General features: G+C 63.0%; 13 protein-coding genes. 5 read left to right on the top strand and 8 right to left on the bottom strand.

Features of this window, described 5'->3' with window-relative positions:
• Positions 1 to 82 precede the first annotated feature (82 nt).
• A complete protein-coding gene (locus tag FJY68_03620; protein MBM3330924.1) occupies positions 83 to 532 on the bottom strand; it encodes an Hsp20/alpha crystallin family protein in 450 nt (149 codons plus the stop codon).
• 118 nt (positions 533 to 650) lie between these two features.
• Here FJY68_03620 and FJY68_03615 point away from each other — a divergent pair, with 118 nt between their 5' ends.
• The 4 genes from FJY68_03615 (at position 651) to FJY68_03600 (ending at position 4,410) form a co-directional block, all read left to right on the top strand.
• Entirely contained in the window at positions 651 to 2,138 is a 1,488-nt protein-coding gene (locus FJY68_03615) for a hypothetical protein (GenBank protein ID MBM3330923.1), read from the top strand.
• Positions 2,029 to 2,736 (top strand): TMEM198/TM7SF3 family protein, encoded by a 708-nt coding sequence (locus FJY68_03610; protein ID MBM3330922.1) that lies wholly within the window; start codon positions 2,029 to 2,031, stop codon positions 2,734 to 2,736. Before FJY68_03615 ends, FJY68_03610 begins: the two co-directional genes overlap by 110 nt.
• 84 nt (positions 2,737 to 2,820) lie before the next feature.
• The gene (locus FJY68_03605) at positions 2,821 to 3,426 is read left to right on the top strand and encodes a hypothetical protein (protein ID MBM3330921.1); all 606 of its coding nucleotides are present in this window, start codon (positions 2,821 to 2,823) and stop codon (positions 3,424 to 3,426) included.
• 12 nt (positions 3,427 to 3,438) lie between these two features.
• Positions 3,439 to 4,410: a hypothetical protein gene (locus FJY68_03600; protein ID MBM3330920.1), complete on the top strand. Its 972-nt coding sequence runs from the start codon at positions 3,439 to 3,441 to the stop codon at positions 4,408 to 4,410.
• 152 nt (positions 4,411 to 4,562) lie between these two features.
• On the opposite strand, the gene FJY68_03595 is transcribed toward FJY68_03600, so the two are convergent.
• From FJY68_03595 to FJY68_03580, 4 genes are all read right to left on the bottom strand, one after another.
• A complete protein-coding gene (locus FJY68_03595; GenBank protein ID MBM3330919.1) occupies positions 4,563 to 5,981 on the bottom strand; it encodes a VCBS repeat-containing protein in 1,419 nt (472 codons plus the stop codon).
• Positions 5,982 to 6,045: 64 nt separating this feature from the next.
• Entirely contained in the window at positions 6,046 to 6,861 is an 816-nt protein-coding gene (gene lepB / locus FJY68_03590) for a signal peptidase I (GenBank protein ID MBM3330918.1), read from the bottom strand.
• A gap of 251 nt (positions 6,862 to 7,112) precedes the next feature.
• A complete protein-coding gene (lepB, locus tag FJY68_03585) occupies positions 7,113 to 7,916 on the bottom strand; it encodes a signal peptidase I (GenBank protein ID MBM3330917.1) in 804 nt (267 codons plus the stop codon).
• A gap of 51 nt (positions 7,917 to 7,967) precedes the next feature.
• The gene (locus FJY68_03580; GenBank protein MBM3330916.1) at positions 7,968 to 8,447 is read right to left on the bottom strand and encodes a hypothetical protein; all 480 of its coding nucleotides are present in this window, start codon (positions 8,445 to 8,447) and stop codon (positions 7,968 to 7,970) included.
• Positions 8,448 to 8,636: 189 nt separating this feature from the next.
• On the opposite strand from FJY68_03580, the gene FJY68_03575 reads away from it, so the two are divergent.
• Entirely contained in the window at positions 8,637 to 9,659 is a 1,023-nt protein-coding gene (locus FJY68_03575; protein MBM3330915.1) for a hypothetical protein, read from the top strand.
• Positions 9,660 to 9,757: 98 nt separating this feature from the next.
• Here FJY68_03575 and FJY68_03570 read toward each other — a convergent pair whose 3' ends face one another.
• The 3 genes from FJY68_03570 to FJY68_03560 form a co-directional block, all read right to left on the bottom strand.
• Complete coding sequence (locus tag FJY68_03570) at positions 9,758 to 10,114, bottom strand: hypothetical protein (GenBank protein MBM3330914.1); 357 nt, start codon at positions 10,112 to 10,114, stop codon at positions 9,758 to 9,760.
• A 175-nt stretch (positions 10,115 to 10,289) separates the two neighbouring features.
• A complete protein-coding gene (locus FJY68_03565; protein ID MBM3330913.1) occupies positions 10,290 to 12,278 on the bottom strand; it encodes a tetratricopeptide repeat protein in 1,989 nt (662 codons plus the stop codon).
• Between the two features lie 191 nt (positions 12,279 to 12,469).
• Positions 12,470 to 13,159: an MFS transporter gene (locus FJY68_03560; protein MBM3330912.1), complete on the bottom strand. Its 690-nt coding sequence runs from the start codon at positions 13,157 to 13,159 to the stop codon at positions 12,470 to 12,472.
• Positions 13,160 to 13,427: the final 268 nt, after the last annotated feature.

The raw sequence follows: 13,427 nt of genomic DNA, 5'->3' as shown, positions 1-13,427 counted from the left end.
GCAGCAATCAGGGACTCGGTCAAGCCACAAAGAGACCGATGGCCCGCGGAGAGCGGGCCATCGGTGCGTAGAAGAAGTCAGCCTAGTCCTTACTCTCGACAGTAATCTCGCGTGCCTTCACCCTCTCTGCCTTGGGCAGCATCAACTCGAGCACGCCGGCCTTGTAGCTGGCCTCGGCCCGGTCGCCCTGCACGCTCACCGGCAGCGCTATCGTCCTCTGGAAAGACCCGTAGGCACGCTCCACGCGATGGAAGGTCCGGTCCTTCTGCTCGCTTTCGTACTTCCGTTCGCCGCTGATGGTGACCGTGTCTTCTGCCACGGTGACTTTGATCTCCTCCCGCTTCATGCCGGGCAGTTCGGCGCGGATGATCATCGCATCGTTGGTTTCCTCAACATCAACAAACGGCGCCCACACCGCCTGTACGCGTTCGCGCGGGTAGCGGTTAAGCATCGAGTCGAAAATCCGTTCCATATCCTCGCGCATCGTACTGACTTCTCGGAAAGGATCCCAGGCTATAACATTTCTCGCCATATAAGTACCTCCTGAAATAGTACCTTTACAGCGATTAGACGCGGAGACTGCGCGCGCGTTTCAGCTGCGAACTGATACTGACTTGACTTGGCTCATCAGTACAGATAAGCTCAGCGCGGTGAAGAGCTGCCGACCGCACCCTATGCCCGCGCCGCCGGACGGCAGGCGGTCATTCCCGAAGCCACTCCTGGCAGTCATCGGTCTTGTGCTGGTCTCGCGTCTCGGGTACCACCTCGCCGGAGTGCGGTTTGACGCGTCTTCCTTGCCCTGGTTCTGGCAGTTCGTTGACCCGGCTCTGCTCCGGTCGAACCTGGCCCAGAGCCTCTGGTATCTTCACAGCCAGCCGCCGGCCTTCAACGCCTTTCTTGGCGCTGTTCTCAACCTCTTTGCCGGACACGAGACCGTTGCCTTCACCTTCGGCTACCTGCTTGCCGGCCTGATCTTCACGGCAGCTATGTTCCTCCTGCTCAGGGGACTCGGCGTGCCGGATACGCCGAGCGCCATCCTGACCGGCATCTACGTTGTCAGCCCGGCCTGCGTGCTCTACGAGAACTGGCTCTTCTCCACCTATCCCGCTACCGTCCTGCTGCTGCTGACTGCGCTCTTCTGGCAGCGGTTCGTCCGCCGTGGCAGGTCTCTCGACGCCGTGCTGCTGTTCGCCGCCGCCGGGTTGCTGGCCATGACCTGGAGTCTCTTCCATCTCGTCTGGTTGCTTGGGCTTGTGCTGACGCTTGTGCTCTTCCGCCGCAAGGACTGGCGCAAGGTGGTGCTCGCAGCCGCAGTGCCCCTGTTGCTAGTTGTGCTCTGGTACGGCAAGAACCTCGTCCAGGTCGGCGAGTTCACCGGCAGCACCTGGTTCGGCATCAACTTCTCGAAGATGACCAACAGCATGCTCACCATACCTGAACGCAGAACGCTGTACGACAACGGCACGATCTCTGCGGTTTCGCTGCTCCCGCCGTTCAGCGAACCGGACAAGTACTACGGCGCGCTCCCAAAGCCGGGGAGGACCGGAGTGCCGGTACTCGACCAGGAGATGAAGCCGTCCGGCGTCGCGAACTTCAACAACGCTCTTTTCGTCGCCGTCTCGCGGCAATACGGCCGCGATGCTCGTCGGATCCTCACCGTGCAGCCGGTCGCCTACCTCCGTGGGCTGGCCGAGTCGTATCTTATCTATTACCTGCCTGCAAACGCATATCTCTTCCTCGACAACAACGCAACCCGTATCAAAGGGCTTGCCCGTCTCGCCAGTATCCTCGACGGCCGCTTCTTCTACCACACGGACCGCAGCCTCCGCCTGACCCGGCCCGCGCAGTACTACCTGCAGGGATTCCTCAACACCGGCTGGTTCCTCATCCTCGCCTATGCCCTGGTGCTCGCGGCCGGCCTGGCTCTGCTCCTCCGCCCTTCCCCCTTCCTCCCTCAACCTCCATCCCTGTTCCTGCTCTGGTTCAATGTCGCGTGGGTGACGCTCCTCGCCAACGCCTTCGAAGTCGGTGAGAACAACCGGTTCCGATTCGTCACTGACCCGTTGGTCTTTGCGTTTCTTGCCGCGCTGGTGTCCGGTTGGCTGGCGCGGCGGCGACGGGTTAGAACGGAAGCTTAACACAGAAGATGGGGTGCAAGTGAACCTACTCTCATCCGTCCCGCCAATACTGCTGCTGACTGCGGGGTTCTTGGTCTGCTTCTTCGGCTACCGGCTGCTGCGCTTCACGCTCGGGTTGGCCGGCTTCGGAGTCGGACTCGCGCTCGGCTTGCTGATCGCGGGGCTCATACCCGGCGCGAGCCAGGCTCTGACAATCATCCTAGGCATCGTCCTGGGCATCCTCGGCGCGATCCTCGCGGCGGTGCTGTACAAGTTCGGCGTGTTCCTGCTGGGTGTAGGTGCCGGGGCGCTGATCGCGGGCGTGGTAGTCGCCGCCACCGGCTGGCACTATCCGATGATCGCCCGCGTACTCGCCGCTGTCGCCGGCGGCGTTCTGACTCTGGTCCTTGAAAGATCACTGATTTCCATCCTCTCGGCGCTTGCCGGTGCCTGGGGAATCGTGCTCGGCGCATTCCGGCTGCTCGGCTGGCATCTTGTCAACACCGGTTCCCGCAATCCGCCGGCCAACTACGGCGTGATGATGGCCTGCTGGCTGATACTCGGCCTGGTCGGCATCGGGATCCAGCTCCGGTCCGGCCGCAGGAAGAGAAGGGAGTAGAGAGACTCTCTCTGCAACGGCTCTCTTGCGCGCCCCCACCACGTCGCGGTTTGACACTGGAGTCCATGCCTCGATAATCTCACATTGACCACAACGAAGGGAGCAAGTCTGATGATAGTCAGGTTCCTGGCACCGGGCGCTCTGTTCCTAATGGCCGCAGCGGCCGCGGGCTGTTTCAATTCCGGGACGCTGCAGCAGATGCAGGAAGCGAACCAACCCTACAGCATTTCGCCGGATTTCGAGCTTGACCGCAAATGGCGGATCGCCATTCTGCCCCCGTGGTTCCGTGACGCCGAGTTCCCATCCCTGTACGACCGCGCCGGGCTCCTGCTGATGAAGCCGGGCAACTTCTCGCTCATCGACCGCTCCGAGGTCGCACGGATTCTGCACGAGCAGTGGTCCGGCGGCCCCCGTTTCATAGACTCGCACTCGGCCTGGAAGCTCGGCCGGCATATGAACGCCGAGGCGGTCATGACCGTCAGGGTGGTCGAGATAAGACATGACGACTTCTTCAAAGCCAGCCCGGAGCAGCGCGACGCGCGGCTCTTCGTCAAGATCATCTCGACTGATACCGGCGCAGCGCTGTACTACGCCGAGGGAAGCGGATCGAGCTTCTCGGGCGCCGACGAGGCATTGTCCGGCGCACTCACCATGGCGCTGGACCCTCTCATCAGGAAGGCAAGGGAATAGCGCAGCCGCAGCATGAACCAGCCAGCCGACCACTCTGACCTGAGAACGCTGGGCATCTGTCTCGCCTTGACGGTGCTGTTCGGCTGCGCCACGAGCACAACCGTGATCCCGGTCAGCGTGACGCCGCCGGCAGCTCCTCCCGCCGCCGAAACCCCGTTCGTGCCGCCGTCGCCGCTTGGCCCGGTTGTCGCCCCGGGGCAGGTCCAGGAACTCGTTCCCGGCGGCGCTATTGACTGGTCGGGCAAGACGGTGTGGGCGCGCGGCGCCGGCGTGGTCGACCCGGGCAATTCCAGCCGCGACCTGGCTTGGCAGATGGCCCTGCGGGCGGCTACCGTCGTCGCCCAGCGCAACCTGCTTGAAATCGTCAAGGGTGTGCGGGTCGACTCAGACACCCGGGTCCAGGAACTGGTGGCCGGACACGACTCCGTGCGCCTGCGGGTCGAGGCCGTGGTCAAGGGTGCGCGGCAGCGCGGCCCGGCCCGGTACGACTCGCTCGGCGGGACGGTGGAAATCGAGATGGAGTGCGACCTCTACGGCGAAGGGGGCATAGAAAGTGCCCTGGCCCCGCAACCCGTTGTCGGCCCGCAGCCGGAGAACGCGGCCGCCGCCGGCCTCTCCCCGGCAGCGCAGCAATCACTCCGCCATTATGCCTGCCTCGTGATCGACGGCGGTGACACGGGACTCAAGCCGGCGCTGTTTCCGAAACTCTGCGACGACCGAGGCGCCATCCTCCTCGACCCGCGCGAACTGGCGTACGCCGGCGCGACCGGAGCCCACACCGTGCAGTACGTCGGTGCGCTCGGCCAGGTCGCGGCTCGTCCCGATTTTGGCCAGCCGATGGTTTTCCGCGTCAGGGAAGCACGCGGCGAACTCGGCACTGACCCGGTCCTTGCTCGAGCTGACGCTGCCGCGTTGCGGGAAATGGCAGACGGCCTCGAGTTCCTGGTCCGCACGGGACGCGTTCTCATCAAGCTGGCCCCTTAACAGCTGGCCGCGGGAGGCACAGGAAGGGACTGCAGCCTCCACTTCCGGCCCCAGGAAGCTCCTGAGCGGCGTGAGCCGGAACCGAGGCAGCTCGATCACCCTACCGGTGACCCACCGCTCGCAAGTTACGCCCTAGCGAACGGCTCTCGCTGCTAGTCGGCTGCGGCCGAGTAGAGAAGCAGCCGGTCGGTAACCACCAGCATCTCGATGTTCCCGCCCGGAATCACGTCCCCGAGCGTCACGTCCTGGCAGCGCACCGGCAACCCGATCTCCTGTCTTGTACGCAGGTCGGAGTCCAACACGAGCAGGCCGCACGAATCAAAGGTCGAGGGATAGAACTTCGGGTCCCGGCATATCATCCGCTTACGGCACCGGGACAAGACCAACTCCCTCTTTCCATCGCCGTCCAGGTCGCAGATGGCATGCAGCCGGCACTCACTGACCTCGTCCGTATCGCGGGCTTCACCGAGGGCAACGCGCGCTGTCAGCTCGAGCCTGCCCTGGGTCAGCCGGTAGAGCCGCGCCTCCGCTTTCCTGCCGCTGATCGCAACCGCCAGTTCCTGCTGACCGTCGCCGTCGACGTCAGCGCAGCCGGCGGAAACGTGTGACAAACGAGACGAATCCGGGCTCGGCGACTCCGACTTGATCCACCCGGTTGCGCCGTCCAGGACCGCCAGCCCTCCGAAGTCGTTCTGCCACGAGTAGATGTTGACGAAGACGTCCTGCTTCCCATCTCCATCCAGATCCGCAATGCCGGCCAGGCAGCCGATGAACGGATGCGCTCCGAACCCCCGCTGCCAGAGCAGCGTGCCGTTGTCACGCAGGGCGACGCAGTAGCACGAATCGGAGTCGCGGGTCCCGTTCGCGGCCGCGCCGTTCCCATCACCGTAGGTAGTGACCAGCAGCTCCTCCCTGCCGTCCGCATCCAGGTCCGCGACTGCCATCAGATCCGGACGAGCCCCGAACTCATACCGCCACACGAGCCGGCCGTCGGTTGCGTCGCGGCATTCCAGCATGCGGCTGGGATAGGGCCGCCTCGGCTCGAGCACAACCTCCAATGTGACCGTCCGCTGATTGAGCCGCAGCGCCATCGGACTGGAGCCGGGTCGGGAGAGGCTTGACTCCGGCAGAAGCACCCAGCCGGCGCTGTCGTCGGCGAGGATTCGCGCCGCGTCTGATTGTACCTGGTCCCAGTCCAATCCGCCACGGGTCCGACCGGAGAACGGCGCTCCCTCCCAGTTAAGCAGGGCGGCGGGCGGGTGGGAAAGCGGGGAGGTCACGATCTCCAGGCGGCCGTCGCGGTCGAGGTCAAACACCAGCGGGCGATGCTCGGCGTGAGCGCTGACAGGAATCGGCTCGGTCGCGGGCACATCGAACCACTCCGCCTCCCACGCCTCGACGTATCGCCACTTTGGCACGGGCTCGGTCACGTCCTGATCGAAGGAACGCGTGTTGCAGCGGTTCGCGCCGGGCCAGACCCAGGGCTCCAGCTTGCCCGGGCGTTGGCTGCAGCCGGACAGCAACAACGCCGCGACAAGCACGAAAGAAGTCCGCTTGAGATTCGCGCTCATTTGACCGAATCTAGCCCAGAACCGCCGGAGTGTCAACCGGCGACGAGACCCCGGTCGGGGGTTGCTACCTGACGATGCGGCCGATCCGGCTGAAACGGACGGCCCAGGGAGAGATGATGATCCGGGCAATGTTCGGTGCCGCGTCGGACGAGAAATAGAGCACCAGCGGCTTCCCGCGCAGATTGCGGATGGCGAGCGGTCCCCAGAACCGGCCATCCTCGGAGTTGTCGCGGTTGTCGCCCATCGCGAAGACGTGTCCGGCCGGGACCACTACCGGACCAAACTGGTCGCGCACGTACGGCGAGTATTCGGACTGGTAGAACCGCCGTCCCTCCCAGGCCTTCTGGAATTCGGCTCGCTCGGGAGCCGGCTCAAACCCGGGCAGCATCCGCGAATCCGCGTGCATCACGTAGGGCTCGTTCTGCTGCCGGCCGTTGACATAGAGCTGTTTCTCCCGGTACTCAACCGTGTCGCCGGCAACGGCGATGCAGCGCTTGATGAAGTTGCGTGGGACGTACCACGCGAAGAAACGCGACTGATTGTCCCAGAAAACCGGCAGCAGCGGCAGCCAGCGGGGAAAGAGCCTCGTGTAGCGTGCCGCCGGTTGCGGGTCTTCGGTGTCGACCGGGAACCGGAACACAATGATGTCACCGCGCTTCGGGTTCGAAACCGGTATGACGGTCCTGTCGGTGAACGGCAGCTTTACTCCGTAGACGAACTTGTTCACGAGCATGAAGTCGCCGATGAGTATGGTCTTGAGCATCGAGCCCGTCGGCACCATGAAGGCCTCGACCACGAACGAACGGATGAGCAGGACGGCGATGATGACCGGCGCCCATTCGCGTCCCACGTTGCGCAGCCAGCCCCAGCCGCCCTTCACAGGCGCGCACCTTTGTCAATTGTCAGCACAGGAGGTGAGTATACGAGGGGCAGAGTCGCAGGTCAAACGAGGCGGCCGGGGATGGGAGCAGACACCTTCCACAAAGGTGTGAAGGCACAAAGCACACCACGTAGCGGGTGAGTTCCGGCTCCGATTTCCTGGTCTGGGCTTTCCGGTTTCAGTCCATCCGATTTCATCTCTTCCTCGCCTACGTCCAGGCGGTGAATCCCGATCTGAGTCCGGAACCGGGACTAGCGGACCAAGTGGCCGATGCGATTGAACCGGATCGCCCAGGGCGAGAGCACCATCTTCGGGATGTTGATGGGATACCCGGCCGCGGACGTTGACATGTAGGTGACCAGCGGCTTGCCGCGGACGTGGCGCAGCTCCAGCAGCCCGAAGAACCGCGCGTCCTCAGAGTTGTCGCGGTTGTCACCCATCACGAAGATCGTCCCCGGCGGCACCACAATCGGGCCAAACCGGTCGCGCACGTACGGTGAGTACCCGGTGCGAAAGAACCGCTTCTCTTCCCAGGCCTTCTGGAACTCGGCCTGGCTCGGCGCCGGTTCGAATCCGGGCAGCATCCGTCCGTCGCTGTGGATCACGTACGGCTCGACCTGCAACCTGCCGTTCACATAGAGTTGCTTGTCCCGGTACTCAACCGTATCCCCGGCCACGGCCACGCAGCGCTTGATCAGCGCCAGCGGGGTGTACCACTGGAAGAAGCCCTTGGTCTTGCTCCAGAACAAGGGGAGGAGCGGGAGCTTGGCGGGGAAGATTCGACTGGCGCCCTCGGGAACGTCCGGGTCCAGCGGAAAGCGGAAGATCACGATCTCGCCGCGCTTCGGGCTCGAGACCGGGATGACGGTCTTGTCGGTGAAAGGCAGCTTCGCGCCATAGACGAACTTGTTCACGAGCATCATGTCGCCGATGAAAATTGTGTTGAGCATCGAGCCGGTCGGCACCATGAAAGCCTCGACCACGAACGAACGGATGAGCAACACGGCGAGTATGACCGGAGCCCACTCCCGGACCAGGTTCTTCAACCAGCGCATACGGCTAGTTAGACGGAGAGGGCGAAGTGGCCGTTGGCAGAGGATCGCGACTCACTCGGTGAGAAGCTCCGCCAGTCGACGGCGGGCGAACTCGCGCCCCAGCCGCGCCGCGCCTGCCATCCCCTTGCACGGCCGAGAATGGAGTTCCTCCCAGACCTCGGGACGCACTGCCAGTCGCAGCGTGCGCTCCGACCCTCCCTGTGACTTTGTGTCTTTGTGGTGGAGTCCGTCTTCGGCCCGCGTGAACTCGACCCGGCACCCGGCGGCACGATGATGGCTGATGTTCCCCTTGCCCATGGTGCAGCCCGAACTGAACTGGATTCCGTCTACGAAACAAGTGTAGGGTGTGCCCGCCGGGCAGAAGACCCGCGCCCTCAGCTCGAACGGCGAGGCGGCCAGTTTTCGCCGCGCGTACGTTCCGGCCTTCAGCCCCAGGACCAGCCACGGCCCGAGATGGCCATGAAAACGCGTCGCCTGCTTGAGCACGTTGTCCGAAATCACGCGCCCAATATACCCTAACCCGGCTGGCATGCAAGCCGCCCGGAATCCGGCCACCAGGGACGCCAATGTCAGCCGACTTCATCCGCAGTTCCGCAGATTACACAGATGTCCGAAGTCCGTACGTCTTGGTGTCTTTGTGTCTTGGTGGTAGATCTCCGCCTCCAGTTCTGGCCAGACGTCCCGCGCTTGACGCGTCCGCCCCGGCGCGGATACTTGGCCGTGCTCTACCTCCTGCTCAAAGTCACGTCCGCGGTAGGTCTGGGCCTCGTCCTCAAGCACGCCGACGCCCGCTCGCTCGAGCGGCTGCCTCTAGTCCGTACCAACTACGCGGTCGCGGCAATCATCGGCTTCTTCGCCTCGGTCGCGCTCGGCCAGACCCACATCTCCACACCCTCCATGCTCCTCGCCGCAGGCACCGGCGTCCTCTTCGTTGCCGGGCTCCTCATCTGGGCCCGCGCGATACAGACGGCCGGCCTCGCCCTCTCGGTCGTAGCGATGCGCACCGCGGTCGTCATCCCGATCTTCGCATCCGTGCTCATCTGGCACGAGAACCCGTCTATGCTCGAGATAGCAGGCAGCTTCGTGGCCCTCCTCGCCCTCGCGCTCGTGCTGTACGACGTGACGCGCAGCGCTACCCCGCTCGTTCCTACGGTGCGTTGCGCACCCCCGACGCAGGAGTCTCGCCCCACGGGCGGGGACATGACCGAAATCGGCTCGGCGATTTCGGATCGTGTCCCAAGCCCGGATGACAACGATGGGTTTGAACACTCGATCCCTTCGACCTCCACTCCCGACTCCCGAGTCCCGCCTCCCTCTTCCCTCCGTTGGCTCATCCTCCTCTTTCTCACCGACGGCCTCGTAATGATCCCGGCGTTGGTCTTCCGCAAAGAACTGCCGTCAAACGAGACCGTGCCGTTCCAGACCGTCATCTTCGTTGCCGCCTTCTTCGTCACCACGCTGCTCTACTACGTGCGCCGGTCCCGATTTGAAACCGAGACCCTCAAGTGGGGTGCTCTGCTCGGTGCAGCGAACTTCGGCAACTACCTTTTCCTGGTACTGGCGCTCACCGCCCTGCCCGGGCTGGTTGTCTACCCGGTGATAGCCGCTGGTGAAGTCGGCCTGCTGGCCGTGGCAGGCGTGGTCTTGTGGAAAGAAAAAGTCGGTGTCCGCAGTTGGCTCGGCATCGCCCTCGCCATCGTCGCCATCATCCTCATCCAACTCGGCAAATCCGCCGGGGCGTAGACCTAGGGCCGCGTTCACAGCAGTCAGCACCCGACCGGTTCCGTCGCGCCTTGCCGTCGCCGTCAGATGGAACGGCTGTTCCTGTCGGATTCTGCGGACTAGGTGCAGACCTTCTGCAGCAGCTCGGGGACGCTGCCGACCCAGAACCGCCGGTGGAGTTCGTCCGACTGCGCGGCGTCGCGATTGTAGCAGAACGCCTGCACGGTCGCCGTAACGCCCTCATGCGCGATGCGCCGGGGCTGGTCCTTCACCTCGAACAGGTGTCGGTAGCCATCCAGCTTCTGGTAGGTCCTGGTGTGGGCCATGCCCTTGGGGTCCACGAAGACGATGTGGTACTGCCTGCCCTTCGCGAGCCAGAAGACGAAATCGGGCAGGAACCATGCGATCCGGTTCTCCTCCGGGTTGTAGTATGGAATGCGCACCTCGTCCAGCGACTCGTCTATCTTACTAAACATCCACCAATCGTATTCGCCGAAGCCCTCTCCGCCCTCCCGCGTCGTTCATCGTTCCTCGTTCATCGTTCATCGTTGATGGAGGGTGGTCGAACTCCACGCTCTCCTTCACCCGCTCCAGCGCCTTCAAGCCCGCCTTGTACTGCGCCCTGGTAATCTCCCCTCGCTCAGGCAGTGGCTAGGCCCGGAGCTTCGCGAGGTTGTTCCTGATGGCGATTGTTCGTGGGTGGTTCCCACCCAGCTTGGACTCCATTATGGCGAGAGCACGGCTGCACAATGACATAGCGTCGCGCTTCCTTCCCATCATCATGTAGAGGTCTGCGAGGTTGTTGAGCCGGGTCGCAACGGCAGGGTGGTCCTTGCCTAGAGTCTTCTCCCCGATGGCCAGGGCACGCTCGTAGAGTGGCTCCGCATCACGCAGTCTTCCTACATCCTGGTAGTATGAGGCAAGGTTGTTGAGGTAAATGGCGACGGCCGGGTGGTCAGGTCCAAGCGCCTTCTCAGCCATCTGCAGCGCCTGGCACGCCGATTCTTCGACACCCTTATCCTGCCCTTTGGAGACGCTCAGTAGGGCGAGGTTGTTCAGAGACTGCGCGATGTCGGGCTGGTCGGGCGGGAGGGCTCGGCGCCTTATTGCCAACGCTCGCTGATGAAGCGACGTCGCGGTTTCGATCATTCCTAGGTCCCCAGTTACTAGCGCTAGGTTGTTGATAGCAGTAGCCACGCTGGGATGCTCGTCACCGAGGACCGATGTGTACTCAGCTACTGCCGACTCCAACAGGGGCAGCGCCTCTCGCTGCTGAGCCATCGCCCGCAGGTACAACCCCGTCTCGTTGAGTGCGCGTGCCCGTGCCAGACGCGCGTCCACACTCCGCGCAGCGATAGCGAGGACCGCCTTCACGTGGGGTAGGAACTGTGCGAATTCCGCCCATTCCGATGGCTCGGTCGGCGTGGGCAGGGCCGAGTCAACGGCGGCGAGTGCGGATTCGCCTGTTGCGAACGCGTCCTCGCCAGACAGTTTGCTTCTTGCGGCAGCCTGCACCAAGCGGTGCACCACCAAGGCGGAGTCAGTCACGTCAACGAGCGAGTACTTGCGCAACGCCGCAATGCCGCTATTGCGGGCGACGCGGTCCGGCTGCACAGCGTCGATTACGGCGTATGGGATCGGTTCTGCTCCCAGGAACGAGCAGACACTCAATATCTTCTCGGCCGCGGGCGCATCCCGAGCAGCTTGTACAATCGAGATGTTCCAGGTTGCGGCAATGGTCGAGCGGTAATCCTCGGGCTTGCCTAATCCCATCATCTCTGGTTGGCGCTCAATGAAGAGCTGCTGGTAGTCACGGAACGACATTCCGGTGGCGCTTATGTACGCCCTTGCCTGTGCTAGCGCTAGGGGAAGACATCCCAGCGTTTGCGCTAGAGCCTCCACCGTAGACCTATCCTTGTCCTTGGTGCCTGTTAACAGGAACTCGGCGGCGTCAGGTAGTTCCATGACGTCAACCAGCATTGCGCGGGCGCATCCGGCCCAGTCTGAGTACCTGGAGGTTATGATAATGTGCCCCTTGCCGAGCTGCGGGAGTAGCCAAGTTATCAAGCTCGGCTTGGGCGCGTCGTCAAGTACAAGAAGCCACCCTGAATGCGTATCAAGCCAGTTCCGAACTTCGCAGATAGCGTCGTCCTGGCTCTGTGCTTGTCTGAGTTTAAGTTGGGACGACAAGAGCGCGTAGTCAGAGCACAGCGTTGCTGTGTCCTCTGCCCGCAACCACCAGATGACTTGGTAGTCTGTGCTGTGCCGGTAGCAGTACTCCACGGCCAGCATCGTCTTGCCGACACCGCCGAGCCCGTGCAAAGCAACGGTCGGAGCAAGCGCGATGGCTTGGGGCGACATAAGTTCCTCTCGGAGTCGTCTTAGCAGGGCCAGCCGGCCTGTGAAGTTCCGATTTCTTGCAAAGGGCACGTTCCAGACCTGGACTCCGCGATAGCCGGCGGTCGAAGGGCTACCCCCCGGATTCACAAACACCTGCCAAAGGGACGCGGCCAGACCCTCCACAGCTAGAATGACCGTGACCACGCTCATCCAGTACTCCCACGGGCTGACGCTGATACCAAAGATATCCACTTCGCTATGGGAGGCTAGGACCGATGTGGCCTTCGTGTTGCGGAGCATGTCCGTCAAGTCGTACAACTAACAACCGCTGCAACACAGGCACGTATCTCACCAGACAAGGTCTCGATGCCGACTGCCATAAGGGCAGGCGGGAATAGTGCTCCGTTTGGACCGCAGTTCCCCAACCGCAACGACGCCCCGGCACACCTAGAAAGCTGGACACACAGTTCGACTGAAGCTGCACGCGAATGTCATCCAATACGACGGCCCCGACATAATACGAAGCCGGCCATACTGACGGCGGACACAAGCAGGCCAGCAACGGGCAGCATATGGCGGGCCGGAAACGCAGATGAGAGCAGACTGGCGACAGCCGCGACGACGATGGCGAAGGCGTTCAATGTCCACTCTCGGTTTGAGAAGACACGGCCGCGTACGGCCTCAGTTACCGATTCGTGGAGCAGTGTGTCAATGCCGATGTACAGTGGTGCGATCGCGGCGCCAGCCAGCACCGCCAGTGGCACGGCAAACGCGAAGGACCTGACGCTTGCCAGGACCATCACTGTCAACCCCAAGACCAGGAAGGATGCCAGGACCACCAGGTGCTTGCGAATGCGATGACCGAAGAACCCATAGCCCATTGACGACAGGACCAAGCCTACCGAACCGATAGCCGCCAGCCACCCGACGCCTCTTGTGCCTAGACCCAAGCCGCCGAGGGTTGCATCCATCTGCACCAGCGGTACGAAGAACACGAAAACAGACACGCCCGTGATAACCAGCATGGCCTGTGAGGCGTATGCGAAGACGACGGGTGGTTCTCGGGCCTCGAAGCGCCAGAACGCCCGCAAGTCGGCGGCCCAATAGGTTACACTCCTCCAAAGCGAAAGAGCACGGTAGGTCCCGCTTGCTGCCCGAGGCCCGAACCGTAGAGACTGCACCCGTGTATATATGGTGAGAAGAGTAATGGTCGAGCCAAGGTAGGCTAGGAGCATGTCCCTCGGTTAGTTGAAATTCCTAGCGGCTCCCACATCACTTTAGGCAACTCTCTCTGTTGCGTCAATTTCTTTCGGTGACGCGGGCCGTTCCAGTGCACTCAGCAATGCGGGGATGTGCCGGTAGCCATCTACGCACCGGAAGTGCTGCTCGGCATGTAGCAGCCCAGCTACACACCAGCGCCAGCGCATCTCGCCAGGGCGCCAGCGCTTC

Source organism: candidate division WOR-3 bacterium (assembly GCA_016867815.1).
Classification (GTDB): Bacteria; Hydrothermota; Tepidihabitantia; order Tepidihabitantales; family Tepidihabitantaceae; genus UBA2258.
This window is presented reverse-complemented; position numbering and strand designations above follow the sequence as displayed.